Origin of the sequence: Paenibacillus sp. FSL R7-0179 (genome assembly GCF_038002265.1) — a bacterium.
Taxonomy (GTDB): Bacteria; Bacillota; Bacilli; order Paenibacillales; family Paenibacillaceae; genus Paenibacillus_AQ.
Genome location: NZ_JBBOCC010000002.1, coordinates 3,127,614 through 3,153,684, shown reverse-complemented (window position 1 = coordinate 3,153,684; position 26,071 = coordinate 3,127,614). Strand labels below are relative to the sequence as shown.

The following is a 26,071-nucleotide window of genomic DNA, read 5'->3' as shown; positions in this document are numbered from 1 at the left end:
GAAAAAGGAGCTGTCCCAAAAGCCATGAAATGGCTGCTTGGGACAGCTCTTTATTGTAGTAGGTAGCTTACGTAAGGATTTGCTGCCCCGGCTCCTGAAGTACGAGCAGTATGAGCAGGTGCTGGGTTACCGGAACAGCTTCAGTAAGACCGATCCCGATGCGACTTTTATGCGAATGAAAGAAGATCACATGCTCAATGGCCAACTGAAGATAGGCTATAAATCTACAGATCGGGACCGAAAACCAGTTTATTGTGGCGTACTATGCCTATCTGGAAAAGAGAGATACGGGCAGTCGTAAAATACAGCACCTATCATAAAGAAAAGAGCAAGGCCTGGAAAGCCGATGTCGGAAAAATCTAGAATTGGACATACAACGAATCCGAGGACCACTGGAGATGCGTAGCTGGATACGCGCTGTATCATCAACAGGAGAACAAGGAAACATTGTGCTCTCATGCAGGCGCACGGCCCGAATGTACGCGAAAAACAGCATACAATGTACTCGCATGCAGGCGCATGGCCCGAATGTATGCGGAAAACAGCATGCAATGTGCTCGAATGTAGGCGCATGGCCTTAATGTATGCGGAAAACAGCATACATTGTGCTCGCATGCAGGCGCATGGCCCGAATCTATGTGGAAAACAGCATACAATCTGCAATGTGCTGGCGTGAAGGTAGTCCTATTCAACCGCAGGTGACTTTGTTATGCGGCCATGAGAATCAATGGTCCTCAATGCTCAAAAGATCACTGGGATTAGTCTTCCAGCTTGAAGCGTTCAATCTTAAGCTGCAGATCGCCAGCCATTCTGGACAGCTCCGTAGAGGAGGCGGAGATCTCTTCCATGGAAGCGAGCTGTTCCTCTGTAGCTGCCGTTACACTCTGGAAAGCGTCTGAGGCGGAACGGGAGATGCCGGAGATTTCGTGTACGGAAGCGGCAACCTCCTGCGCTCCCGCTGACATTTGCTCGGTAATAGCCGAGATGTCATGCAGCTGGCTGTTGATTTTGGCGGTAGACTGTTCAATGCTGATGAAGGATTGCTTGGCTTCGGCGGTAACCTGAATCCCCAGCTCCACATCGGCTGCGACCGTATGCTGTATTGCTTCATAGGTCTGGTCGATCAACTGTGTCATCTGCTGGAGGGTATCTTGAATATCCCCGGCGGTATTCTTCGACTGATCAGCCAGCTTCCGCACCTCGGAAGCCACAACGGCGAAGCCCCGGCCCTGCTCTCGGCCCGGGCTGCTTCAATGCCGGCATTCAGCGACAGGAGATTCGTCTGTACGGCAATGGCCGAAATTGCACTGCTCATTGCGGAGACTTCATCGTTCAAGCCGTTCAATTGCCCGATTAGCTGCGAAGAGTGTTGAGTAGAGGTCCGGATGGCATCCATTTGCTGGCTGACCTGTTCCATCTTCAGGCTGCCGCCGCGCACATCTGCTTCAGTGCTTGCAGAAGAATCGACGATGGAGGCCGCGGCTTCGGCAATCTTTTGAATACCGGAAGACATTTCCTCCATCGCGCGCGAGGTCTCTGCCATAGCCGAGGTCTGTGTCTGCGCACCCTCAGAGGAGTCCTGCACCAGTTCAGCCACGTAAGCGGTGGCTGTGGAGTTCTCTTCAGTGGTGGCATTCAATTGCTGGCTGGAGGCTGCCAATTGTCCCGAAGTGTCCGAAATATCCGAGACGATGCCGCGCAGAGAGCCTACCATCAGGTTGTAATTCTGTGCCAGCTGACCGATCTCATCCACCCGGTTTATCTCGATCTGTTCATTTAGATAGCCTTCGCTTACCCGCTGTGCAGAACGGTTCAGACTGCGGATCGGCTTCGTGATTGAGCGGACAATCAGGAACATCAGGGTTAGGGCGATAAGCAGAGCAATGGCCAGAACGACCAGGCCTGTATAGATAATGGGCTGTGAGGCATCCGAGAATTCTTGGGTGGGCAGGATGCCGACAATTTTGAACCCGGTATTCGGATCAGTTGTATAGTAACCCTGCATATCCATTTTCGTGTCCGGATTGGTATAATGCAGGTCCCCGCTGTCGTTAGCCAGCAGCTTCACTATATAATCTGCTACATCCTCACCTGCAGCTTTGCCGGGATAAGAGACGAATTTATGATTACGGTCCACAATGTAGAAGTAACCTGTCTCACCCGGATGGGTGGTATGGATTCTTTCACTCATTGCCTTGAGGTTGAGGCTGGTGGTGACAGCTCCTTTGCCATCCTCCAGCGAATGGGAGAGGAACAGCGTATAGTTGCCGGTAGTTGCCGAGACAAAAGGATCAATGATTGTTGTGGTACCGGCATTCTGCATGGACGCCTTATACCAGTCCCGCGTACGCGGATCATAATCCTGTTTGCCGGGGTCCGGGGCCTTCATCCAGGCACCTTGTTCGTTGCCCACCGTAAGAATCTCCAGCTCAGGATGTGCCTTCATGAACTGATCAATGAGCGTGCGTGTGCCGGGAGCCTTAACATCGACCTCGGAAGACTCAATCTGGCGGCTGAGCAAATCCACATTCCGCATAGCGGCGGATACATATTCTTGAATGGTCCCGGCGACCAGATCGACACTGGAATGCGTGGCATTCTGCATTTTATTCTCTAATTCCCGTTTAGCACTGGAGTAGGAGAAATAACTGACCAAGAGGATCGGGATCACCAGCATAATGGTGAAAAGCATCATCATTTGCCTTTGCAGTGATCGTGATCTGAGCTTGCTGATGAAGCGGTTGACTGACTTGAACATCGGAACGGTTCCCCCTCTGGTACATGGAAATCGACTGGCAGTATAGCTAGCCGTTTCTCGCTGAATACCTCTACTGATATTCGGTTTATCGACACATTCTGTTCATATCTTAAGGTATTTCATGTAAAATAATTAATTCCATTCACAATCTATCCAATACCCGCTTGACGCGGCCTGGAATATCGTATAGATTAAGTACCAACATTTATAACGTAACAGCGTTGACCAAGGACCTGGTATCCGTAAGCGCCGGAACAGCGAGGGGATTCACCGGCTGAAAGATCCCGCGAGTGCGTAAGACACCAATCCTGCCTTGGAAGCTGCAGCTTATGCTGAAGATGGGCATAATTCTGCCGGACCCGGCCGTTATCCGGATGAGAGGACCGCAGGCTTGGATAGTCTTGAGGTTGAAACAGGGTGGTAACACGGCGCATTCGTCCCTGACGGATGCGTCTTTTTTGCGTTCTCATTATGGCAGTGAAATGTTCTGGATCTGTACACACTTATCGACGAAAGAGGCTGATCTGTATGCGTCAAACCAATCTATTAGTTACCACTCTGCGCGAAGCTCCTGCCGAAGCAGAGATACGAAGCCACCAGCTGCTGCTGCGTGCCGGATATATCCGGCAGGTGGCCGCCGGGGTATACACCTATTTGCCGCTCGGACGGCGGGTGCTGCGCAGGATAGAGCAGATCGTGCGCCAGGAAATGGAGTCCGCCGGTGCGCAGGAGGTTCTTATGCCTTCCATGCAGCCGACAGAGCTCTGGAGAGAATCGGAACGTTATGAGGTGTACGGCAAAGAGCTGATGAAGCTCCGCGACCGTCACGACCGGGAGTTCGTGCTGGGTCCGACCCATGAGGAAGTGGTTACGGCGCTAATGCGCGGAGAGATCAGCTCCTACCGGCGGCTGCCGGTGACCATCTATCAGATCCAGACGAAGTTCCGGGATGAACGTCGTCCGCGCTCAGGACTTCTGCGGGGCAGGGAATTCCTGATGAAGGATGCCTATTCGTTTGATACGGACGGGGAAGGCCTGGATCTGGCCTATCAGGTGATGTACAGCGCTTATGAGCGGATCTTTGACCGCTGCGGCCTGAAGTACCGGGCGGTGCAGGCGAATGCCGGAGCGATTGGCGGCAAAGGCCAGAATCATGAATTCATGGCCCTGTCAGAGATAGGCGAGGATACGATAGCTGTGTGCTCCCTGTGCGGATATGCTGCGAATCTGGAGCAGGCGGAAGTGCATAGGGGCGACTGCTGTCCGCACTGCGGCGATGGAGCGCTGGATTTCCATCAAGGCATCGAGGTAGGGCATGTCTTCAAGCTGGGCACGGTTTACAGTGAGAAGCTGGGGGCAGATTATCTGGATCGGGGCGGCTGCACCCGGCCAATGGTAATGGGCTGCTACGGCATAGGAATCTCCCGCTTGCTGGCCGCAGTGGCTGAGCAGAACAACGATGACCAAGGGCTGGTTTGGCCGCAGAGCCTGGCTCCATATACGGTTCATATTCTGCTGATGTCTATCAAAGATACAGCACAGCGTGAGCTGGCCGAAGCTTTGTATGCAAGACTGACCGCCTTGGGCATCGATACGCTTCTAGACGACCGCGATGAGCGGGCCGGGATCAAATTCAAGGATGCCGGACTGATGGGTATACCGGTTGCGCTGGTGGTCGGCAAGCTGGCCGCAGAGCAGAGGGTTGAATACATGGACCGCAGAACGGGTAACAAGGAAGTAATCGATATAGGTGAGGCCGTGCTGCGCGTAAGCGGTCTGAAGTCCGCAACGGATACTGCTTTTGCTTGAATTGAAGCTCTGGTAAAATAGGGGAAAAGCCACATGAATCCGCTACCTTGGAGAGGAGGGGGAAAGAATGTTTGGACGCCTGATACGCCGGCTTGACAATGCCAGACAGATGCAGAAAATGCGTAACGAGCATCCCGAAGAGATCCGCCGCCTGTTGGAAGAGCGGGCCAGGGAACAGCAGGTCCCGGCAGAGCCTGCACCCGCAAAGTCCGGGCCGTGGATTATCTTCTTCCGGTGTATACTGTATATTCTGTCCGTGCTAATTGTATTGATTGCCTCCATCGGGGGGCCAAAGAGTGATGCGCCTGTCTTCTCCATACTTTCCTTTGGTCTGCTGCTGGCCATTCTGTATCTGATAGCGGGTCTCGCCCAGCCTGCAATCGTATTTTTCCGCACGCACTGGTCCCGGGGAGATGTGCTTGAGTTATTCAGCCTGATCATCGGGGCGCTGCTCATTCTGATGGCAATATTCCGCCTGTAGGTTACAGGTCTGAATAATGCGAAGCGGATTTTGAGGTTCAGGAATGGTATAATAGACTACTGGACAACTTTTGTAATGAACCAAGGGTAAGGAGCGATTATTGTTGAAGACACTCATTATTGCGGAGAAACCGGACATGGGGCGGAATATCGCCGCCGCAATAGAACCGAAGGCCAAAAACTACCGTTCCTATCTGGAAGGGGAGCAGTACATCATCACCTGGGCGATTGGGCATCTGATTGGCCTGGCAGAGCCCGAAGCCTACGACAATAAATATAAAAAGTGGAACATTAACGATCTGCCGATTATCCCCGAGGAGTTCAAGCTGCTGCCTAATGCACGCACTATGGATCAGCTGAAGGTGATCGGGGAGCTGGCGAAGCGCAGCGATCTGCTGGTGAACTCCTGCGATGCCGGGCGTGAGGGCCAGCATATTTTCTCGCTGATTCAGCGTTACCTGGAGCTTAACCAGCCGGTGAAGCGGCTGTGGATCTCCGATCTGACGCCGGAGACGATCCGCAAGGGCTTCCAGGAGCTGAAGGACGGGTCAGAATACGAGAATCTGACCAAAGCGGCCCGGGCGCGCAGCGAGGCGGACTGGCTGATCGGGATGAACGGCTCGCGCGCTTTTACGACCAAGCATAATGTGCTGCTCTCTGTAGGCCGGGTGCAGACCCCGGTGCTTGCGCTGATCTATGACCGTCAGAAGACCATTGAAGCATTCTCCTCGCTGAAGTTCTTTGAGGTGGAAGGGCATTTCACCCAGAATGAGCTGACGTATAAGGGAATGTGGCAGGGTGACCGGTTAACGGATGGTGCGAAGGCAGAGGCGCTTGCGGCCAAGGTCAAAGGCAAGCCCGCCCGGATTATTCTCTATGAGGTCAAAGAAACCAAGGAATATCCGAACAAGCTGTACGATCTGACCCTGCTGCAGCGTGAGGCGAACGGGAAATATGCCTTCTCCGCCAAAAAAACACTGGATATCGCCCAGGCGCTGTATGAGAAGCATAAGGTAATTTCGTATCCGCGTACCAACTCCAACTATGTCACGGAGCAGAATATTCCTGAAATGCATAAGACGCTGTCGTCCCTTCAGGGCACGCAGTACGACGATTGGGTGAAGGGTGCGAACCGTAACCTGGTTCATAAAGGCAACAAATTCATCTGTAATCCATCCAAGGTCGAGGATCACCATGCGATTCTGCCGACGAACCGCAAGGCGAACGGGTTGAGCGCGGACGAGGCCAAGCTGTACGATCTGATCGTGCGCCGTTTCTTGTCCCAGTTCTATCCGGCTGCGGAATATAAGGTGCATACAGTCATGACCGAAGTGGAAGGCGAGAAGTTCAAGACTACAGTCAAGGAGCTGCTCAGCCTCGGCTGGAAGGTGATCTACGCTGACCAGAAGAAGGACAAGTCCAGACCGTCCAAGGGCAAAGGCAAGGAGGACGAGGAGGAAGAAGAGCTTGAGGTGAACGAGCCGTTCTCGGTTCAAGCAGAGGGGGAAGTGATCTGCAGCGATGCGGTTGTGAAGGAGAAGGATACCCAGCCTCCGAAGCATTACACCGAAGGAACCTTGCTGAAGGCCATGGAGAGTGCAGGCAAGCAGATTGAGGATGAAGAGCTGCGCGATGCCATGAAGGACTCGGGGCTGGGCACTCCGGCGACCCGGGCAGCTACGATTGAACGGCTGAAGAATGTCGGCTATGTGGAGATGCAGGGGAAAAAGATCGCCATCACCCAAAAGGGGCGGACGGCGGTTGAGCTGATCCGCGGGGCAGGCGTGGAACTGCTGACCTCCCCGGAAATGACCGGGCAGTGGGAGCGCCGTCTCAATGAAATTGCCCGCGGCACCGCAGCGGACGGACAATTTATGGAGAACGTCAAGCGGTTCGCTGCGATGATTGTGGACAAGGTGCGCGTGCAGTCGCGTGCCGCGAAGACCTCCTTCGAAGGGGATACCCCTTCGCTGAACAGCGGCGGCAAGGGCCGCAGTCCGGCTGCTGCACCGCGCAAGGCCGCTGAATCCAAGGCAGCCGGGCGTACGTCCGCAGCAGCTGGGCCGCGCCGCGCGGCGTCGGACGCAGCCGGGAAGAACGTGGATACCGGGCCGAAGGTCATCGGCTCCTGCCCGCGTCCCGGCTGCGGCGGTATGATCTTCATGGGCCGCAAGGGCTACGGCTGCTCCCATTATAAGGAGGGCTGCGGCTTCGTGATCTGGAAGGAGAATCACGGACGTACGCTCACCGACACCCAGGTGAAGGCCCTGATTGAGAAAGGCCGGACCGGAAAGCTGAAGCTGACCGGTGAGGACGGCGCGCCGCTTGAAGGCAAGCTGGTGCTGCAGAATATGGATACCGGCCAGCTGGCCGTGGAATAATTCATTCATACTAAGAATGCCCCGGCCATCTTTTCCCGGCCGGGGCGCTTTTGTAAAAGAAGGCAGTTTCAGATTTAAAAGAGTGGATATGCTTGTGAAACTCAGGGGTTTGTGTAATGAAACCCTATCATCCCGAAAAATCTAACGGACCGAAGAGACCTTATCCCCACGAGAACACCACCTTTTGCAGCGTAACGGACTCAGTGGAGCTTATCGTCTTTCTGAGAGACGTTTTGGAGCTGAATTGCAGGGGATAAGGTCCTTGCGGTCCGCTAATCGCCCAAGTGAAGACTTTCTTCACGGATAAGAGCCCCTGTGTCCGTTACGCTTAGCGCCCCCAAATAACAACCGTCAATTGAAAATATGTAATTTGAAGGGTGATTTATTCTACTCCACTATTTTAAATCTGATAAGGTACTAGCGGAGACAGGCCTCTATCTTCAAAAGCTTAACATTCAAAAAAGCAGCGATTCTACCGTTATTGGAGAATCGCTGCTCTGCGTTTTTGGTCTAAATTAATTAGCTTCGCTTAAGGCTGCTTCAATAGCGGCGCTTAAGCCTTCATAGGAGGAATCCGGCAGCAGGATGCCGTTCACCATGAACTTTGGTGTGCCGTTGACGCCGTAGGCTCCGGCGATTTTGAAATCCTCTTTGACATCGTACATATACGTATGGTTCTTCAGATCCTGCTCGAACCGCTCCTGGTCAATTCCTGTAATATTGTCCTTCACGAACTTAGTGATAAACTTCTGGGTTGCCCAGATCTTGCTCTCGTCACCCTGGTTCTCGTAGAGCTTGTGGAGATACTCCCAGAACTTCTCGTTATTCTGCTGATAGATAGCTTCTCCGGCACTGGCGGCCAGGTAAGAATCCCGGTCAATGAAGGCGAAGTTCATGAAGTAGAACTGGACTTTCCCGCTGTCTACGTAGTCCTTGATGAACGTATCGAGGTATGAGGCGGTCCAATTTTTGCAGGCAGGGCATTTGAAATCGGCGAATTCGATCACTTTCACCTTGGCGTCTCCGCTGCCCAAATGCGGCTGCTTCTCGTATTTAAGCCCGTCCACCACGATCTTGCCCTTCACATCGGTGTAGTTAGGGAGATTATCGAGCGTCTCGGTGCCGGACGATTTGTCCTGTGTAAGGAAGAAGGCAAGAAGGGCGATCAGCAGCACGGCAATCACTGCAAGCAGCATAGGGAGCAGACGCCCGTGACTTGGTGTGTTTCTGGAACGGTTAGCTTTATTATTCATGGCCAGCCTCCTGAACGGTGTGAAAATCTACTCAAATAGTATAATCATACACGCCGCAGGCTGCCTATGCCATTTGTAACAATTGCCTGATTCTTGTGATGCCAGTCAATCAGCCGTGATGCTCCCGCAGCGCAGCGGTGCGGATCACCGGAGGTACCTCGTGAATGGCAGAGATGGTCAGGACAGACTGCTGCATCTCCCGTTCCAGCTCAATCAGATTGTAGAGCCACTCATTCGGCTGCTTCAGATAGATGCTGTTGATCCCGGCAGTCAGCGCGGGCAGTACATCTGTACGCAGGGAGTTGCCGATCATCCATGTGATTTTGCGGTCGAACGGGTAAGTGGTCAGGATCTTCTCAAGCGCCTCCACATTTTTGTGCTGGCGGATATAGATGCGGTCATCGAAATAGGCGTCCAGCTTCATTTGGGCGATTTTGCGCTGCTGGATGGTGTCGTCGCCGCCGGTATAGAGATAGAGGGAATGGCCCTCCTGCTTGAGGGTATCCAGCGTCTCCACCATGCCGGGATAAGCTTCCACCTCCTGGTCGTACACGCTCATCCCCAGCTTCATCAGCTGCCGCTCCTCGAACGCGTCCGGCTTGCGGTTATATTTGCTGCAGAAATAATGGTAGGTGGCAATCAGTGATTTCGGGAAATTGTCGCTGGCCAGGCCGCTTGTGCTAACGGTCTCGACATCGATCTCTACCTGCTTAGTGCGCAGTTCGCCGATGGTGGGCTGATAATCGCTGAACCAGTCTGACATCAGCTCGAAATACTGGCCAAGAATGAGGTCAAAATACTTATTGCAATGCACCAGGGTATCGTCAAGATCAAAGATCACTTGTTGGGTCAAATACTTCATGAGGTTCACTCCTAAGTTGGTCTGTTAGATTCGGATGTAAGACTCCAGAAACATCTGGAGCTCCGAGGCCCCGTCAGGGCGTATACTGTAGCGTTCGGTGCCTTCACCGCGCAGATGGACCCGCAGCAGCCCTGCGACCCGCAGACTAAGCAGATGATGCATCAGCATCTCCCGGGACAGATTCAGCTCGGACTGCATCTCCCACAGCGTCTTCGGTTCATTGGCCACGAAGCGCAGCAGTCTCAGCCGGGTTGGGTCAGAGAGAGCCTGTGTTAAACGAAGCAGGACTGTGGGCGGCTCCTCCTCATTGTCTGAAGGGACATCTACCGGATATTGCACCAGCATCAGATTTTTGAAGAAGCAATACGTATTGATCGGCCGGTTATGCACGGTAGGCAGCAGCACGATCGTCTTCAGCCCGGGAATGTCTTCAATGACAATTCCGCCGGAAGCATATTCGATCAGCGGGACCATGTCCATTTTGCTCTCCAGCATTTTTTTCTCAGAAGCGTCTTCAATCAGCAGCGGCAGCAGGGTATGCTCCACATGGCGGAAATAATGCTCATACCATATCCGCAAAAGGGGCGTATATCCGTTCTTGATCCGCGCGCATTCCCCGTCCGTGAAGTTATGGAAGAACGGCTCGGTCCGCCGGAGGCAATCCTCAAGTGAAGAGTTCTCCAGCTCAGCCAGGAACTGCAGCACCTTGGAGGCCTCGCCCCGGCTGTAGGCCCAGGCGTAGAGTACATCATAATCTTCGAACGGCCATTCGGCGGCCTGCTTCAGTGCAGCAAGCTGCGCGGTGGTGAAGCGGCCGTCCACATCCCTGATCCAGTCGGTGCCGATGTCCAGGTTGGAGGTCCATTTCTTGGTTACATATAACATGAAACTGTCCAGCAGTTCGTATACGGGGGAAACATCAATGCTCAGTTCATACTTCATTTAAGCCGGGTCACCTCCATAAAATCAGTCACTTCTATATATTATCTCTTGTTTTGAAGAGGGTTGTCTACTATAATGTTCGGTGTTTGCCGCATGGACATCAGGTTACGAACATCAATGAATTACATAGGAGGATTTATTTGTGTCAGATTCCACACCGATGCCGCATGGACAGAGCGGCAGAATGAATTATTCGATTTTGATTGCTGTGATTATTCTGGCAGGGCTGAGCCAGGGGATGCTGCTGCCGGTCTTATCTATTCTGCTGGAGCAGGAAGGCGTATCATCCTCGCTGAACGGACTTAATGGGGCTGCGCTGTATGTAGGCTCATTCGCCATGACCCTGATTGCGGAGCGGGTGCTTGGCGCCATCGGCTTCAAGAAGCTGATCGCCGCCGGTCTCGCGCTTGTGCTGGTATCACTGCTGCTGTTCCCGCTTCTTACCGGCGTGAAGATCTGGTTCGTGCTCCGCGTGCTTGTCGGGATCGGCGATTCGGCAGTGAACTACGCCGCGCAGCTCTGGGTGCTGCTCATGACACCGGCGGAGCACCGCGGACGGAACCTGTCGCTCTACGGGATGTCCTACGGACTGGGCTTCAGCCTCGGACCGCTGGGCATCAGCCTGCTGCGGTTCGGACAGTCCGCACCGTTCCTGATTACAGCTCTGCTGTTCGTGATCGTGCTGCTGATTGTCGGCTTCAAGCTGCCTGACTCACGGCCGGAAGCTATGGATCATAGCGAAGGCCAGGCGAGCAGGTTCGGCCGGAGCTACCGGCTTGCTTGGTATGCACTGATTCCGGCGCTGCTATACGGCTATATGGAAGCCAGCCTGAACAGCAGCTTCCCGGTATACGGGCTGCGCACCGGGTTCAGTGCAGACCAGATTGCCGCTCTGCTGCCCTTTGCAGGCATCGGGGGCCTGCTGCTCCAGCTGCCGCTTGGCATATGGAGCGACCGCTTTGGCCGCAAGGCCATTCTGATTGCTGCGGGGACAGGAGGAGGCCTGGCCTTCACGCTGCTTCCGCTTACCGGCGACCATTTCCTGCTCACCCTGCTAGTGCTGATGGTAGCCGGGGGACTTGTCGGCTCCTTTTTCTCGCTAGGATTAAGCTATGCCGCCGATATCCTGCCGCGCAAGCTGCTTCCCGCTGCCAACGTGGTTGCTTCCTTCCATTATAGTTTGGGAAGTATAGCGGGTCCGGGCATCGGCGGGCTGCTGCTGCAATTCGGCTGGGGCGGCAGTGTGTTTGCCGTGATGGGCGGGCTGTATATTGTATTTGGGCTGGCAGGGTTATTGTTCTCGCCACGGAAGACGATATAAGGTAGAATAAGAACGAATGCTCGCATGGAATTTGATCCCGCTTTCAGAGTACACTATAGAGTAGAGTCGAAGACAGGAGAGGCTGACCTATGATTACAGTTGAACATTTGGCCAAAGCGGTCGGGGAAGATAAAACACCGGTGCTTCAGGATATCGGATTTCAATTAGAACCGGGAGAATTTGTAGCGCTGCTGGGAGCCAGCGGCAGCGGGAAATCAACACTGCTGCGCTGCCTTGCCCTGCGTGAGAAGTGGGACAGAGGGAATTTCAGGGTAGATGGGCAGGATATTATGAAGAGCCCCTTCGCCGGCAAACGTAAAATCCGCCGGGAATGGGCCTATCTGGAGCAGAATGCGGAGCTGAATCCGAACCGCACTGCACTGAAGAATGTACTGATCGGACAGGCCTCCCAGACGCCGCTGTGGCGGATGGCTACAGGCATGGTCCGTTCGGATGATTATATGGGGGCGATGGACCAGCTCGATTTGCTCGGTCTGCTGGACAAGGCTAAGCTGAAGTCCGGCCAGCTCAGCGGCGGTGAACGTCAGCGTGTAGCTATTGCCCGGGCATTGGTTCACGGAGCCAAGGTCATCCTGGCGGATGAGCCGGTGACGGGCCTTGACCCCAAGACTGCGGAGAATGTGCTGGAGACCCTCCGCAATCTGTGCAAGGAGACAGGACTTACCGTGCTTACGGTGCTGCCGATTGAGCTGGCCGAGCGTTATGCCAGCCGTCTGTGGGTACTGGAGGACGGAAGAATTAAGCATGATGTCAAAGGACGCCGGCTGACCTCACAGGAGCGGCTGCATCTGTGAACTAAGGCAAGGCGTTCAGTAAGGAGAGCGTAAATGAAGTTGAATATGCGTATGCGTGTTCTGGGAGGACTTGCCGCAGCCGCCCTGTCGCTGTTTGCCTTGTCAGGCTGCACCTTCATCAGCGATCCGGTATCCCAGATGAGGGTGCCCCAGCTGCCTGCGGACAAGGCTTCGCTGATGGCAGCCATCAACTCTTCCTTGAAGGCGCTGGATGGCACCTTGATCCGTCCGGCCAATGATGATAACAGCTCTATTTTTACAGAGGACCTGGACCGGGATGGCGTGATGGAGACGCTTGTGTTCTACCAGACGAAGAATGAGGCCGTGGTTAATCACGGGATGATTCTGGAGAAGCAGGGGGACACCTGGGTCAAGAAGCTTACATTCGATGGTGTTGGCAACGCCCTTGATTCTGTAGATCTTCAGGATGTAACTGGTGATGGTAAGCTTAACATTATTGCCGGTTATTCCCGCACGGAAGATAAGGGTGTGAAGGGCATGGTTGTCTACAGTTATTCCGGGGGAGTGCTGGAAGAGATTCTGACCAAGCCATATACCAAATATATCATCGATGATCTTAATGAAGACGGGATCGTGGATATTACCGTGGTGTACTTCAAGCGTAATGAATTCGCTACAATAACTACCTATCAGTATAATGACGGCTTCAAGGTGCTGGATGAACTCGACGATCTGGACCCCTATTTCAATAGTTATTACAATATTGTCTCAGGAAAAGTAGCTGCAAATAAAGAAGGTATAGTTCTGGATTCTGCTGTGGATGCGCGTTCTGCTTATACAACCTTAGTTGTAATGGAGAATAATAAGCTGCGTGTCGCTATTCCAGGGGATAGCCACACCTTCAAGGACCGCAGAATTGTCAGCGAGGATATTGATTCGGATGGAATTATAGAGATAGGGTTGCTGGTGCCCCCCAAGGGCTGGGAGTATTTCGATCCTGAGACCATTCCTTATTTCAATTCTTATTACAAATGGGACGGGAAAGACGGCCTGACCTTCAGTACCCAGCTCTACAATGATCCGCTCGACCGGTTCACCATTAACTTTGCCCCCGAATGGCAGGAGCGGGTGACGGTGGACACGAAGTCGGTTCAGAACAAATCACTCAAATTCATCATGACGGATACCGGAGAGACGGTCGCTGAAGTGAAATTCTTCTCGCCTGTGGAATGGGACAATGTGAAGAACACCGGCTGGAAGCTGCTCGGACGCGATCTGGATAAGATGATTGGATACCGGGGAGAACTGGAACAGAGTACAATCGGAGGAGAGGACGGACGAATCAAATCCTCAATTGAAAGGAAGGGAATCGATGAGTAAAGTACTGATATTGGAGGATGAAGAATCCATCCGCAGTTTTATTGTCATTAACCTGAAGCGCAATGGCTTTGAGGTGCTGGAGGCGGCAGACGGTAACGAGGCGCTGCACAAGCTGACCACTATACATGATATTGATATCGCACTGCTGGATGTGATGGTGCCCGGCATCGACGGCTTTGAGGTATGCAGACGCATCCGGGAGACCAATGAACGGCTGGGGATTATTTTCTTGACAGCCAAGGTACAGGAGCAGGATAAGGTCTATGCGCTGTCCGTGGGAGCAGATGATCATGTCAGTAAGCCGTTCAGTCCCACTGAGCTGATCGCACGTATCCAGTCGCTGCTGCGCCGGGTCAATGTTCACCGCGAGCAGTCGGCCAAGGTTTCGTTCCAGTCGGGTCCGTTCACATTGGATCTGATCTCCAAGCAGTTCAAGCGGAGCGGGGAAGCCATTGAGCTTACCCCAACAGAGTTCTCGCTGGTGCAGTTTTTCCTGGAGAAGGAGAATACACCGCTCAGCCGTGACTCCTTGCTTGATCATGTCTGGGGCAAGGAATATATGGGGGACCCCAAGATCGTTGACGTCAATATCCGCCGCTTGCGCCAAAAAATCGAGAATAATCCATCGGAGCCTGAATACCTGCAGACGGTGTGGGGACACGGCTATAAATGGAAAGGCCAGGTACAATGATTAAGAAGGGGATGCGCAGACAGATCGTACTGCACTATATTCTTGTAGTCTTTGTAGCGCTTCTCCTGGTCGAGACGATCTTCCTGCTGTCGATCCGCACCTATTATTACAACAGTATCTACAGCAAAATCACCACGCATATCAGTGTGGCCGAGACATTGGTGAAATATGAATTTTCAGGAGACAGCTCACAGGCCCAACTGCAGAAGCTGCTTAGGTTGTTCAATGTGGAGTTTACCGAGCTGGAGGTCCTGACCCTTAAAGGGGATATTATTACCAGCTCAACCGGGTTCCAGCCGGACCGGACGATTACCACCAGTGATGTTCCCGAGGCAGTAGGCGGCAGTATCGGACGTTGGGTGGGGCGCCAGGCCGGAACCAATGAGAATGTCATGGCGGTATCCAAAATGGTGCAGATTACCGCCCATGATACTTATGTCCTGCGCTATCTGACATCGATGGAAGGTGTGAACAGTAATCTGCTTAACCTTACTTTGCTCTCCATTGGCATCGGGGTGGCAGTCCTCACGATCGTGCTGCTGCTAAGCTTCGGGCTCGCCAACTCGATTGTGCGTCCGCTGAATAATATCAGGGCTGTGTCGGCTCAGATGGCGAAGGGCAAGTTCACGACCCGGATCAAAGGCGATTACCGGTACGAGATCGGCGAACTCGCTTCAACGCTCAACTATATGGCGGACGAGATTGTCCGCAGCAACCAGATTAAGGATGATTTCATCTCCTCGATCTCTCATGAGCTGCGCACTCCGCTGACCAGCATCAAGGGCTGGAGCGAGACGCTGGTTTCCGGAGGCTATGACCCCGAAGAAACCAAGCTTGGGGTCGGAATTATCTCCAGGGAGAGTGACCGGCTGATCGGGCTGGTGGAAGAAATCCTCGACTTCTCGAAGCTGCAACAGAACCAAATGAAGTTATCGATGGGGCAGGTGGATATTAAGGTTCTTCTGCAGGAGACATTGCTTAATATCTGGGCGAAGGCTGAGAAGAAACGGATTCATCTGCAGCTGGAATGCGAGGAGGCGATCTTTATCAAGGGGGATGCCAACCGTCTCAAGCAGGTCTTCCTCAATCTGGTGGATAATGCAGTGAAGTTCTCGCCGGAGGATTCCAGTATCGTGCTGTCGGCAGAGCGTCTATCCGGTACCGAGATGGCAGTCACTGTTCGTGACAGTGGTATTGGCATTAGTGAAGCGCATCTGTCCAGAGTCCGGGACCGCTTCTTCCAGGTCGATGCCCTGAACGGGGGGACAGGCCTCGGGCTGGCGATCTCCCAGCAGATTGTAGAGCTTCATAACGGCAAGCTGGAAATGGACAGCGAGCTGGGTAAGGGTACTCAGGTTACCGTCATTCTGCCGCTGGATGACAGCCAGCAGGGGAACGCCCGTCCCGGTAACCTATAATTTCTTATATTTTACAAAAGGGATACAGCTATCGTCCGGGCGGACCGGAGCTGTATCCCTTTGTATGTAGCAGCCCTTAGGGCTGAGTGATGTTGCTGAACGATTGTTTATGAAGGCATTCCTTCCGCGCGCAGGCGGCCGGCCTTTTCATAGACCTCCTGAAGCAGGCGGGCAGGCTGAGTACGGACCAGCGGCTTGGCAGCTACAATCTCATGAGGGCCGACAACCACGATGTTGTCTGCACTGCCTTTGATTACAGCCCCGTCCTTGATCACAGCACCTTCACCGATAATAGCATGTTCAATCAGCACACCGCGTCCAATGCGGGCACCCGGCATTACCACGCTTTGCTTGATTCTGCTCTGTTTGCCGATCTCCACACCGCTGAAGATGACCGACCGCTGCGGGCTGCCTTCGAGCAGGCAGGTGTCGTGGATCAGGCAATCCGCTGAAGCAGCTTGAGTTCGGGGTCTGATCGCAGCCAGCTTGGTGCGTGGTGCGCGGCTGTACATCGGCCAGCGGGAGTTATCAAGCTGGAAGCCGTCCTCTTGAAGCAGATCCATATGAGCTTCCCAGAGGCTGCCAACGGTACCCACATCTCTCCAGTAGCCTTCGAAGCGGTAAGCGAACAGTTCGTCGCTTGCATCAAGCATGGACGGAATAACATCCTTCCCGAAATCATGACCAGACTCCGCATTCGCAGCATCCTGCAGTAAATGAGCCTTCAAATAGGACCACTCGAACAGATAGATGCCCATAGACGCCAGGTTACTCTTCGGAGCTTTTGGTTTCTCGGCAAATTCGGAGATCTTGAGATCTTCATCCACGTTCATCACACCGAAGCGGCTCGCTTCATCCCAAGGAACCTCCATAACCGAAATTGTTGCTTTTGCAGATTTGGCGATGTGGTAATCGAGCATTTTGCGGTAGTCCATGTGGTAAATATGATCTCCAGACAGGATAAGTACATGCTCCGGGCTCTGACTGTCTATATATTCAATATTCTTATAAATAGCATCAGCGGTGCCTGTATAGCTGTCTCTGCCTTCAATCCCTGAAGGGAGCAGCCTTACACCCCGGTCACTGCGGCTATGCAGCCCCCAAGGCTCGCCTTCACCGATATGCTGATGCAAGGATTCTGCTTCGTACTGAGTAAGTACTCCGATGGTATCAATCTTGGAATTCACACAGTTGCTGAGGGGAAAATCAATAATCCGGTACTGTCCGCCGAAAGGGACTGCAGGCTTAGCCATGCTGGAAGTCAAGGGGGCCAATCTGCGGCCTTCCCCGCCCGCCAGGAGCATGGCGATACATTCTTTCTTACTCATTTGTTATCCCTCCCATTTTTTTGTCAATGCTTGTAATATACACTCAGAACAAGCGCTTGAAACGACATAGGTGAATTATATTGCTGCATCTGTGGAAAAATTACATGTTTATTTTCAATATTCAGAAATTGCCCGGACTTCTCTCAAAATCATTTTCAAAATCTATATATTCGGGTAATGTAATAGGTGCATCCTATATCCTAAGGTGGTGATGATTTGGCCGATTTAACAAAAACAGAAAACCTCCCGTCCGCTGAAGATATTTATCTGTTCCATGAGGGCACGAATTATCGCAGCTATACGATGCTTGGCGCGCACATTGCCGTCCAAGAAGGGCAGGCCGGCGTTCGCTTTACCGTGTGGGCTCCTCATGCGGCATATGTAGGACTGGCGGGAGATCATAACAGCTGGGATGGAACATCTGATCTTGATACGTTATATAAGATACCCGATTCAGGATTTTGGAGTCGTTTTTTCCCGGGAATGGAGCCGGGAACTTTTTACAAATACAGGATTACAGGAGCAGATGGTACAAGCTTCCTCAAAGCTGACCCTTATGCCTTCCACGCAGAAGTGCGTCCGGCTACAGCATCCGTTGTGGCGAATCTGGACGGCTACAAATGGGGGGACGCGGCATGGCGGCGGAAGAGTAAAGGTCCGTATCAGGCACCCATGAACATTTATGAAATGCATCTGGGCACCTGGCGGCAAAAGGAAGACGGCGAACTCTATACTTACCTTGAGATCAGCAGTCTGCTGATTCCTTACCTGAGTGAAATGGGCTATACCCATGTGGAGTTCATGCCCCTGGCTGAACATCCTTATGATCTGTCCTGGGGCTACCAGGGAACCGGATATTTTGCCGCTACCAGCCGTTTCGGAGAACCGCAGGATCTCATGTATCTGATCGATCAGCTGCATCAGGCAGGCATCGGGGTCATTCTGGACTGGGTTCCGGCCCATTTTGCCAAGGATGCCCATGGTCTTCGCCTCTTCGACGGAACGCCGCTGTATGAGTATGCCGATCCGATGCTGGCGGAGAAGCCGGGCTGGGGCACCTTGTCCTTTGACTTCAGCAAGCCGGAAATCTCATCGTTCCTAATTTCAAACGCATTGTTCTGGTTCGAGAAGTATCATATTGACGGCATGCGCGTGGACGCGGTTACGAGTATGCTGCGGCTTGATTTCGAGAAGGAGCACCATCAGTACCGGACCAATGAGCATGGCGGGCTGGAGAATCTGGAAGCCATCCGGTTCATTCAGCAGCTTAACCAGACGATTTTCCAGTATTATCCGAAGGCGCTCATGATGGCGGAAGAATCCAGTGCCTGGCCGGGCGTAACCTCACCGGTGCATGAAGGGGGCCTCGGCTTCAACTACAAATGGAATATGGGCTGGATGAATGACACCTTGGGCTACATAGAACGGGACTTCGGATCACGCCCGTATCATCATAATTTGTTGACCTTCCCGATATGCTATGCGTATGCCGAGAACTATACTCTGCCGCTGTCACATGACGAGGTGGTTCACGGCAAGAAATCGCTGCTGGACAAAATGCCGGGGTCCTATGAACAGAAATTCGCCGGTCTGCGCCAGCTTCTCGGATATCAGATCAGCCATCCGGGCAAGAAGCTGCTGTTCATGGGCGGAGAGTTCGGGCAATTCATTGAATGGAAGGATCAGGATCAGCTCGACTGGCTGCTGCTGGATTATGAGAGCCACCGGCAGATGCAGGCGTATACAGCTGCGCTGAATAAGCTATACCTTGCCGAAAAAGCACTGTGGGAGCTCGATCATGACATGGCAGGCTACCAGTGGATTGATGCCGATGATAGCGGGCAGAGTGTCGTATCCTATATCCGCAGAGGCAAACGTCCGGTAGATACACTGCTCATTATCATCAACTTCCAGCCGGTGGAGCGCCGCCATTACCGCATCGGCGTGCCGCGCCCGGGCGTATATGAGGAATTATTCAGCTCTGAGAGCACCCTATACGGCGGATCGGGCTTCCATAATGAGCCGCAGAAGAGCACCAAGACGGAGTGGCATAATCAGGTGAACAGTATAGAGCTGACGCTGTCCCCGCTGAGCTTTTTGGTGCTAAAGAAGTCCGGCCGCAAGACCGTTTAAGGTCAGGAAGTATTCTAAAAAGCCACTATATAAGGGGGAGATGGAATGAAAGTATTATTTGCCGCAGCGGAAGCCCATCCATTTATCAAAACAGGCGGACTGGCCGATGTCATCGGCGCTTTGCCGAAGGCCCTGAAGGCGGCTGGGGTCGATGTCCGGGTAATTCTGCCCAAATACAAAGGAATTCCTGAGAAGTATTCCGCACAGATGGAGCATGTCGCTACGCTGGAGGTCCCGATTGGCTGGCGCAATCAGTATTGCGGGATCGAACGGCTGGTGTTTGAAGGGATTCCCGTCTATTTCATCGACAATGAGTATTACTTCGGCCGTGACGGGATTTATGGCTACATGGATGACGGGGAGCGCTTCGCGTACTTCAACCGGGCGGTGCTGGAATGCCTGCCGGCGATTAGCTTCCAGCCGGATGTGATCCATTGCCATGACTGGCATGCTGCGGTTGTCCCGCTGCTGCTGCAGGCGCACTACCGTCATAATCCGTTCTACAGTGAGATGCGTACGGTATTCACCATACATAATCTCCTGTATCAGGGAGTCTTTCCATATACGGTGCTGGGTGAGCTGCTGGGTCTGGATGACAGCTATTTCCTGGGCGTAGAGTATTACGGGAATGTGAATTATATGAAGGGCGGGATTGTCTACAGTGATCATGTCACTACTGTCAGCCCGACATATGCCGATGAGATTCGGACCCCATACTACGGCTATGGCCTCGATGGTCTCCTAACTTCGCGTTCTGACGCGCTGAGCGGCATTGTGAACGGAATTGATACCAAGAGCTATAATCCGTCCAGTGACACGGCAATCTTCACCAAGTACCGCTCCAACCTGGCCAAAAAGGCCGAGAACAAGCTGGGACTCCAGCAGGAGCTTGGATTGCCGGTGGCTCCTTATATTCCCATGGTAGCTATGGTTACGCGTCTAGTCGATTCCAAAGGACTGGATTTGCTGACCCGTGTGCTGGATGAGCTGCTGTACTATGATGACATTCAGTTCGTGCTGCTGGGAACGGGGGATGAGGTCTACGAACGCTGGTTCCGCGAGGCGCAGTGGCGTTATCCGAGCAAGCTGTCGTCACAGATTACCTTCAGTGATGCTTTGTCCCGCAAAATCTACGCCGCCAGCGACATCTTCCTGATGCCGTCCAAATTCGAGCCTTGCGGCATTAGCCAGCTCCTCGCGCTTCGTTACGGCAGCATTCCGGTGGTCCGTGAGACAGGCGGACTGAACGACACCGTGCAGGCGTACAACGAATATACCGGAGAGGGCAACGGCTTCACCTTCAAGGATTACAACGCCCATGATATGATGCACACGCTCCGCCGCGCCGTATCATTCTACCACAAGCCTGAGCACTGGAAAAAAGTAGCCAAAAACGCATTCTCCGGTGACTATAGCTGGAACGTATCTGCACAGCAGTATATTGATATTTATAACAACATTACGGCCGCTCCAGCGGAATAGGAAATAACAGGATCAGGATGGAAAAGGCACCCCTCAGTTCATCATGAACTAAGGGATGCCTTTTTCTGTTGCACTTGGTTCACTGGATACGAGGAACTATAATTACAAGGGGGATTGTACTATAGGCAGAGGGAACAGTTGGATTTTAGGCACTTGTTAACGGAAAGAATAACTCATCCTCCGAAGCAAATAGAAAAAAGACACTTAATTAGCCCAAACTTCCTCATTTTAAGGAATTCAGCGAAAATAGATGCTTTTTTCCAACTATTTACTGCCAGCGCTTGGAATTGGCGAAATTAAGATACGTTTTTCCAACTAAACAAGTAGCATTAAAGAAATAACAAAATTCAAGTCATGTATACGGATAAGTATGCGGAATTTTGGATTGGAATTCTTTTAGGCTCACGATCTGGTTCCCGGGATTAAATTCGATTATAGAGACTCCGTCAAACGCATCGGTCACAGCATCATACTCACACTTAAAGTACCATTCCACCACAGTCATATGGCCTTGATGAATAAATTGCTTGATCGTCCAGTTGAGTACCGTACCACGCGTATTCCAGTCCTCGAACCACAACAACAGGGTGTCAAATCCCCGATATTGAGGGCCGTAGCTTTCGGTATATACAATGTTGGGATCAAAAATGGTACTTAATATAGAATTGTCCTTGTTAATCCATGAATCGAAATATTGCCTGATCCGCCGCTCACGTTCAATCATTTGATTCCACCTCCACAATATGCCGGAAAAGAATCCGGTACTCATACGGCTCCAGCGCCACGTTCATCATCCCGCGTTCGGGAGCAACCGCTTCACCTGTTAGCGCATCCAGCCAGTCACTGGTCTCCATGGGGTGGCTGAGTGTGCGTGGCTGCGGTGAGTTGTTCATCCAGACCGTGAAGTGGATCAGCTCATCTGCACGCTCATAGACGATGCACGGGTCATGCTCGCTGGCCTGAAGAATCCGGAAGCGGCCTTCGCGGAGGGCTTTATGCTCCTTGCGCAAACTAATCATCCTCCGGTAAAAGTCATACAGCTCACGGTCCTGCTTGCTCTGCTCCCATTCCATACATTTGCGGCAATCCGGGTCCTCATAGCCGGTCAGGCCAATCTCATCGCCGTAATAGATGCAGGGAGTGCCCATGAAGGTGAACAGGAAGACGACCGTCAGCTTCAGCTTCCGTTTGTCTTCACCGAGCACGGTGAGCAGGCGGGGGGTGTCATGGCTGCCGAGCAGATTGAAGACCACCTCATTCGTCTGCTGCGGATAACGCATGAGCAGGCCGCCGATCCGGTGACCGAAGGTGATGCCGTCCATCCCGCCGTTGAAGAATTCCAGCACCGTCCCCGAGAAGGGATAGTTCATCACCGAATCAAACTGGTCGCCGAGCAGCCAGGTTAAGGAATCACTCCAAACCTCGCCTACGATGTAAGCATCCGGGTTCGCGGCTTTGACCACCTTGCGAAAATCGCGCCAGAAGTGATGGTCCACCTCGTTGGCCACATCCAGCCGCCAGCCGTCCACCTTGATCTCCTTAATCCAGTATTCGGCCACCTCCAGCAGATAGGATTTTACTTCATGATTGGCGGTGTTGAACTTCGGCATATTGCCATAGAAGCCGAACGTATCATAGGTGGGAATGCCGTCCACAATCTCAGCCGGAAAAGAGTTCACATGGAACCAGTCCCGGTAGACCGAATATTCCCCCTTGGCCAGAACATCCTGGAAGGGCGGGAACTGGTCGCTGCAATGGTTGAACACGGCATCAAGCATGACGCGCAGGCCCCGTCTGTGGCATTCTTCGACGACCTGCTTCAGCAGCTCATTATCGCCAAAATGCGGGTCGACTCTCCGGTAATCCACGATGTCATATTTATGATTGGAAGGCGAGACGAACAGCGGGGTGAAATAGAGGGCATTGACGCCCAGCTCCTGCAGGTCATCCAGATGGTCCAGCACGCCCTGAAGGTCGCCGCCGAAGAAATTATTCAGCTCGGGCTTGCCGCCCCAGGGCTGCGTGCCGTCCGGATTAATCAGGGGATTGCCATTCGCGAACCGCTCGGTCATGATCTGGTAGAACACCGCATCCTTCGCCCAGGGAGGAACCCGGAACAAGTCGATCCCGTGGATATAGGGGAATTCGTAGAAGTGATTCGGCGGGGGCGGGCATTCCGAGCGGATCCCGTTATCAAGCAGATAGACCGTCTCCATACCTTTACTCACGCGAAAAGTATAGCTAAGCCGCTTATATTTGGGCCGGACCGCTGCTTCCCAGTAGTCGAATTTGTCATCGGAGGCAGCCTTCTCCATGATAATGTCATAAGAAGTATGCTGCCAATCGTACTTGTCGCCGGTAAGGGCGACTACGTAGTCCACATCATCACGTTTGGTGCGCACACGCAGATGAATCGTTTCAGTATCATAGGCATAGGCCCATTTGTCACGGGGAACATGGTACATCGCTTCAAGCAGCATAGTAGCACCTCCTGCAAATTGGGTGGAAGCTGTAATGATTCATGCGGTAATTGGAGATAATCTATAGTAGATAGTATTATATACCACCTTCTTAGGATGTGCATTTTTTTGTCGCTGTAACAGGTTTTTGTCACAAAATTGTCTTTGCATATTCATACGAAGTGATTTATAATAAATCGGTCAATGAGACGGAACAGTAGAGAGAACATAAATAGAATAGGGGAGACGGGACAAATGAACAAATGGGGTAAACTTTCAATGGGACTGCTGCTGGCAGCAGGACTCTTGGCCGGATGCGGCTCTAATAACGATAAGAACAACACCGCAGCAAGCGGGAATGGCGGTGCTGCAAGCACAGAGGCACCGGCCAAGAAGCTGATTATGGGCACAAGCGCTGACTTTCCTCCCTATGAATTCCACAAGATGGTTGAAGGTAAGGATACGATTGTTGGTTTCGATATCGAGATTGCCAAGGAGATTGCCGCTGATCTCGGCCAGGAGCTGGAGATTAAGGATCTTCCGTTCGACTCTTTGCTGAATGAGCTGGCAAGCGGCCGGATCGATATGGTCATCTCGGGACTTAGCCCTACACCGGAACGCGCTGAGGCTGTAGGCCTCTCGGATATCTACTATAAGGCAGAGCAGGCTGTCGTAGTGCGTGAAGCAGACAAGGACAAATTCGCTACCATGGACGCACTGAAGGGCGCCAAGATCGGAATTCAGACCGGTTCCATCCAGGAGGGTATCGCTAAGGGCATCGAAGGCGCACAGCTGACCTCCCTCAGCAAAATCTCCGAAATCGTCCTGCAGCTGCAGTCGAACCGGGTAGATGCTTCCATTATGGAAGGACCTGTGGCCAAGTCCTTTGTGAAGAACGTCAAGGGCCTTGTAATCACCGATGCCAAGCCTGAGGTTGAAGATGACGGCTATGCCATCGGCGTGAAGAAGGGCAACACCGAGCTGCTCGATCAAGTGAATAAGACACTCGGACGCCTGAACTCCGAAGGCAAGATTGATGAATTCGTAGCGGCAGCAAGCGAGCTTGCGGAGAGCAAATAATACGCGAAGCCGCGTATGCGGATAGCAGAGATCAGGATAGGCCCGCAGCTGGCTGCGGGATCATGCTTTACCATTAAGAAAATGGCGGTGATCCGCCGTTTTCTATTTTTTTGAGAAGAGGAGGGTCTGAGGGCAATGAATGTATTCGATATGGCTTATGAGTACCGCAATTTATTCTTATCCGGTCTGCAGTACACACTGCTGCTTGCAGTGCTGGGGGTATTCTTCGGTTTCGTACTCGGCATCCTGGTGTCGCTCCTGCGGATGTCCAAATGGAGAATACTGCGCTTTATCGCAACCGCATGGGTCGAATTCTTACGCGGGACGCCGATGCTGGTACAGCTGTTTCTGATACACTACGGGTTAACGGAGCTTGGACTTGAGTTTACGCCGATCCAGTCCGGTGCGATTACATTAACCATCAACAGTTCAGCTTATTTGGCGGAGATTTTCCGCGCGGGGATTCAGGGTGTAGACCGCGGTCAGGTTGAAGCAGCGCGTTCACTCGGAATGAAGCAGGGGATGACGCTGCGCTACATCGTGCTGCCGCAGGCGATTAAGAACGTGCTGCCGGCCATCGGTAACGAATTTATTACCATCATCAAAGAATCTTCAATTGTGTCTATGATCGGGGTTGCAGACCTGTTCTTTCAGGCGAAGACCATTACAACGATTACGTATGAGGGCCTGACACCCTATGTTATTATTGCCATCATGTATTTCGTACTGACATTCACACTATCCAAGCTGCTGGGTATATTGGAACGGAGGCTGAACACGGATGATCGAGGTTAAGAACCTGCGGAAGAGCTTTGGGAAGCTGGACATCCTGAAGGGCATTGATCTGGATATTCACAAGGGCGAGGTCGTTGTAGTCATCGGCCCCAGCGGATCGGGCAAAAGCACCTTTCTGCGCTGTCTGAACCTGCTGGAGCAGCCCACAGGCGGCGAGATCAGCTTCGAGGGTCAATCCATTACCGCGAAGCGCCATGACATCAACGTGACCCGCGAGAAAATGGGCATGGTGTTCCAGCAGTTCAACCTGTTCCCGCACAAATCGGTGCTGCAGAACATAATGCTCGCCCCGCTTAAGGTGAAGAAGCAACAGGCGGCGGAGACGGAGAAGTTCGCGATGGAGCTGCTGCGTACGGTAGGCCTTGAGGACAAGCGCGATGCTTATCCGGCCCAGCTCTCCGGCGGACAGAAGCAGCGGATCGCCATCGCCCGGGCGCTGGCTATGCAGCCGCATGTTATGCTGTTCGACGAACCAACCTCGGCACTGGACCCGGAGATGGTCGGTGAAGTGCTTGAGGTTATGAAGCAGCTGGCGGTGAACGGCATGACCATGGTGATTGTAACGCACGAGATGGGCTTCGCCCGTGAAGTGGGGGACCGTATCCTGTTCATGGACGGCGGAGTGATTGTGGAGCAGGGGACACCGGCAGAGGTGTTCGGTCATCCCAAGCATGCCCGCACGCGCGATTTTCTCAGCAAGGTATTATAGCAGGCCGGCTAATA

Annotated in this window: 19 protein-coding genes and 2 pseudogenes; 14 read left to right on the top strand and 7 right to left on the bottom strand. The window is 52.8% G+C overall.

Going from position 1 to position 26,071, the window contains the following annotated elements:
* Positions 1 to 76 precede the first annotated feature (76 nt).
* A pseudogene (locus MKX63_RS30000) lies at positions 77 to 290 on the top strand (IS1182 family transposase); the annotation flags it as partial.
* Positions 291 to 758: 468 nt separating this feature from the next.
* Here MKX63_RS30000 and MKX63_RS29995 read toward each other — a convergent pair.
* Positions 759 to 2,605, bottom strand: a pseudogene (locus MKX63_RS29995) (methyl-accepting chemotaxis protein).
* 681 nt (positions 2,606 to 3,286) lie between these two features.
* Here MKX63_RS29995 and proS point away from each other — a divergent pair.
* The 3 genes from proS (at position 3,287) to MKX63_RS29980 (ending at position 7,428) form a co-directional block, all read left to right on the top strand.
* Positions 3,287 to 4,567, top strand: a complete 1,281-nt coding sequence (gene proS, locus MKX63_RS29990; protein WP_341022346.1) for a proline--tRNA ligase — start codon at positions 3,287 to 3,289, stop codon at positions 4,565 to 4,567.
* Between the two features lie 67 nt (positions 4,568 to 4,634).
* Positions 4,635 to 5,048 carry a hypothetical protein gene (locus tag MKX63_RS29985; RefSeq protein WP_341022344.1) on the top strand — a complete coding sequence of 138 codons (414 nt, stop codon included), beginning with the start codon at positions 4,635 to 4,637 and terminating at the stop codon, positions 5,046 to 5,048.
* A gap of 103 nt (positions 5,049 to 5,151) precedes the next feature.
* On the top strand, positions 5,152 to 7,428 hold the full coding sequence (locus tag MKX63_RS29980; RefSeq protein WP_341022342.1) for a type IA DNA topoisomerase: 2,277 nt from the start codon (positions 5,152 to 5,154) through the stop codon (positions 7,426 to 7,428).
* A 515-nt stretch (positions 7,429 to 7,943) separates the two neighbouring features.
* On the opposite strand, the gene MKX63_RS29975 is transcribed toward MKX63_RS29980, so the two are convergent.
* The 3 genes from MKX63_RS29975 to MKX63_RS29965 form a co-directional block, all read right to left on the bottom strand.
* Complete coding sequence (locus MKX63_RS29975; RefSeq protein WP_341022341.1) at positions 7,944 to 8,681, bottom strand: DsbA family protein; 738 nt, start codon at positions 8,679 to 8,681, stop codon at positions 7,944 to 7,946.
* A gap of 109 nt (positions 8,682 to 8,790) precedes the next feature.
* Positions 8,791 to 9,543: an HAD family hydrolase gene (locus MKX63_RS29970; protein WP_341022340.1), complete on the bottom strand. Its 753-nt coding sequence runs from the start codon at positions 9,541 to 9,543 to the stop codon at positions 8,791 to 8,793.
* A gap of 24 nt (positions 9,544 to 9,567) precedes the next feature.
* A complete protein-coding gene (locus MKX63_RS29965) occupies positions 9,568 to 10,485 on the bottom strand; it encodes an ArsR/SmtB family transcription factor (protein ID WP_341022339.1) in 918 nt (305 codons plus the stop codon).
* Between the two features lie 160 nt (positions 10,486 to 10,645).
* On the opposite strand from MKX63_RS29965, the gene MKX63_RS29960 reads away from it, so the two are divergent.
* The 5 genes from MKX63_RS29960 to MKX63_RS29940 all read left to right on the top strand — a co-directional run bounded on the left by MKX63_RS29960 (position 10,646) and on the right by MKX63_RS29940 (position 16,071).
* A complete protein-coding gene (locus tag MKX63_RS29960) occupies positions 10,646 to 11,806 on the top strand; it encodes an MFS transporter (RefSeq protein ID WP_341023354.1) in 1,161 nt (386 codons plus the stop codon).
* An 89-nt stretch (positions 11,807 to 11,895) separates the two neighbouring features.
* The gene (locus MKX63_RS29955) at positions 11,896 to 12,621 is read left to right on the top strand and encodes a phosphonate ABC transporter ATP-binding protein (RefSeq protein ID WP_036726471.1); all 726 of its coding nucleotides are present in this window, start codon (positions 11,896 to 11,898) and stop codon (positions 12,619 to 12,621) included.
* A 33-nt stretch (positions 12,622 to 12,654) separates the two neighbouring features.
* Positions 12,655 to 13,962, top strand: a complete 1,308-nt coding sequence (locus MKX63_RS29950) for a hypothetical protein (protein WP_341022338.1) — start codon at positions 12,655 to 12,657, stop codon at positions 13,960 to 13,962.
* On the top strand, positions 13,955 to 14,653 hold the full coding sequence (locus MKX63_RS29945; RefSeq protein ID WP_076079320.1) for a response regulator transcription factor: 699 nt from the start codon (positions 13,955 to 13,957) through the stop codon (positions 14,651 to 14,653). The genes MKX63_RS29950 and MKX63_RS29945 overlap by 8 nt, the downstream gene beginning before the upstream one ends.
* On the top strand, positions 14,650 to 16,071 hold the full coding sequence (locus MKX63_RS29940; protein WP_341022336.1) for a sensor histidine kinase: 1,422 nt from the start codon (positions 14,650 to 14,652) through the stop codon (positions 16,069 to 16,071). The genes MKX63_RS29945 and MKX63_RS29940 overlap by 4 nt, the downstream gene beginning before the upstream one ends.
* Positions 16,072 to 16,178: 107 nt before the next feature.
* On the opposite strand, the gene MKX63_RS29935 is transcribed toward MKX63_RS29940, so the two are convergent.
* A complete protein-coding gene (locus tag MKX63_RS29935; protein WP_341022334.1) occupies positions 16,179 to 17,399 on the bottom strand; it encodes a glucose-1-phosphate adenylyltransferase in 1,221 nt (406 codons plus the stop codon).
* A 216-nt stretch (positions 17,400 to 17,615) separates the two neighbouring features.
* Between MKX63_RS29935 and glgB the strand changes: the two genes are divergently transcribed.
* Positions 17,616 to 19,532 carry a 1,4-alpha-glucan branching protein GlgB gene (gene glgB, locus MKX63_RS29930; protein ID WP_341022332.1) on the top strand — a complete coding sequence of 639 codons (1,917 nt, stop codon included), beginning with the start codon at positions 17,616 to 17,618 and terminating at the stop codon, positions 19,530 to 19,532.
* A 45-nt stretch (positions 19,533 to 19,577) separates the two neighbouring features.
* Positions 19,578 to 21,014: a glycogen synthase GlgA gene (gene glgA / locus MKX63_RS29925; RefSeq protein ID WP_341022330.1), complete on the top strand. Its 1,437-nt coding sequence runs from the start codon at positions 19,578 to 19,580 to the stop codon at positions 21,012 to 21,014.
* Positions 21,015 to 21,366: 352 nt separating this feature from the next.
* Here glgA and MKX63_RS29920 read toward each other — a convergent pair whose 3' ends face one another.
* Entirely contained in the window at positions 21,367 to 21,738 is a 372-nt protein-coding gene (locus MKX63_RS29920; protein WP_341022329.1) for a nuclear transport factor 2 family protein, read from the bottom strand.
* A complete protein-coding gene (locus MKX63_RS29915) occupies positions 21,731 to 23,494 on the bottom strand; it encodes an alpha-glycosidase (RefSeq protein WP_341022327.1) in 1,764 nt (587 codons plus the stop codon). The genes MKX63_RS29920 and MKX63_RS29915 overlap by 8 nt, the downstream gene beginning before the upstream one ends.
* 234 nt (positions 23,495 to 23,728) lie before the next feature.
* Between MKX63_RS29915 and MKX63_RS29910 the strand changes: the two genes are divergently transcribed.
* The 3 genes from MKX63_RS29910 (at position 23,729) to MKX63_RS29900 (ending at position 26,057) form a co-directional block, all read left to right on the top strand.
* Complete coding sequence (locus MKX63_RS29910) at positions 23,729 to 24,553, top strand: transporter substrate-binding domain-containing protein (protein WP_341022326.1); 825 nt, start codon at positions 23,729 to 23,731, stop codon at positions 24,551 to 24,553.
* A gap of 135 nt (positions 24,554 to 24,688) precedes the next feature.
* Positions 24,689 to 25,348, top strand: a complete 660-nt coding sequence (locus MKX63_RS29905; RefSeq protein WP_339314715.1) for an amino acid ABC transporter permease — start codon at positions 24,689 to 24,691, stop codon at positions 25,346 to 25,348.
* Positions 25,335 to 26,057, top strand: coding sequence for an amino acid ABC transporter ATP-binding protein (locus tag MKX63_RS29900; protein WP_341022324.1), 723 nt, complete (start codon positions 25,335 to 25,337; stop codon positions 26,055 to 26,057). Before MKX63_RS29905 ends, MKX63_RS29900 begins: the two co-directional genes overlap by 14 nt.
* Positions 26,058 to 26,071 lie beyond the last annotated feature (14 nt).

What these genes read in the sequence shown, in the direction of transcription:
- MKX63_RS29985 (WP_341022344.1), top strand. Translation starts at nt 4,635, where the DNA reads ATGTTTGGACGCCTGATACGCCGGCTTGACAATGCCAGACAGATGCAG.
- proS (WP_341022346.1), top strand. Translation starts at nt 3,287, where the DNA reads ATGCGTCAAACCAATCTATTAGTTACCACTCTGCGCGAAGCTCCTGCC.
- MKX63_RS29935 (WP_341022334.1), bottom strand. Translation starts at nt 17,399, where the DNA reads ATGAGTAAGAAAGAATGTATCGCCATGCTCCTGGCGGGCGGGGAAGGC.
- MKX63_RS29965 (WP_341022339.1), bottom strand. Translation starts at nt 10,485, where the DNA reads ATGAAGTATGAACTGAGCATTGATGTTTCCCCCGTATACGAACTGCTG.
- MKX63_RS29940 (WP_341022336.1), top strand. Translation starts at nt 14,650, where the DNA reads ATGATTAAGAAGGGGATGCGCAGACAGATCGTACTGCACTATATTCTT.
- MKX63_RS29960 (WP_341023354.1), top strand. Translation starts at nt 10,646, where the DNA reads ATGCCGCATGGACAGAGCGGCAGAATGAATTATTCGATTTTGATTGCT.
- MKX63_RS29900 (WP_341022324.1), top strand. Translation starts at nt 25,335, where the DNA reads ATGATCGAGGTTAAGAACCTGCGGAAGAGCTTTGGGAAGCTGGACATC.
- MKX63_RS29905 (WP_339314715.1), top strand. Translation starts at nt 24,689, where the DNA reads ATGAATGTATTCGATATGGCTTATGAGTACCGCAATTTATTCTTATCC.
- MKX63_RS29915 (WP_341022327.1), bottom strand. Translation starts at nt 23,494, where the DNA reads ATGCTGCTTGAAGCGATGTACCATGTTCCCCGTGACAAATGGGCCTAT.
- MKX63_RS29945 (WP_076079320.1), top strand. Translation starts at nt 13,955, where the DNA reads ATGAGTAAAGTACTGATATTGGAGGATGAAGAATCCATCCGCAGTTTT.
- MKX63_RS29910 (WP_341022326.1), top strand. Translation starts at nt 23,729, where the DNA reads ATGAACAAATGGGGTAAACTTTCAATGGGACTGCTGCTGGCAGCAGGA.
- MKX63_RS29950 (WP_341022338.1), top strand. Translation starts at nt 12,655, where the DNA reads ATGAAGTTGAATATGCGTATGCGTGTTCTGGGAGGACTTGCCGCAGCC.
- glgA (WP_341022330.1), top strand. Translation starts at nt 19,578, where the DNA reads ATGAAAGTATTATTTGCCGCAGCGGAAGCCCATCCATTTATCAAAACA.
- MKX63_RS29920 (WP_341022329.1), bottom strand. Translation starts at nt 21,738, where the DNA reads ATGATTGAACGTGAGCGGCGGATCAGGCAATATTTCGATTCATGGATT.
- MKX63_RS29970 (WP_341022340.1), bottom strand. Translation starts at nt 9,543, where the DNA reads ATGAAGTATTTGACCCAACAAGTGATCTTTGATCTTGACGATACCCTG.
- MKX63_RS29955 (WP_036726471.1), top strand. Translation starts at nt 11,896, where the DNA reads ATGATTACAGTTGAACATTTGGCCAAAGCGGTCGGGGAAGATAAAACA.
- MKX63_RS29975 (WP_341022341.1), bottom strand. Translation starts at nt 8,681, where the DNA reads ATGAATAATAAAGCTAACCGTTCCAGAAACACACCAAGTCACGGGCGT.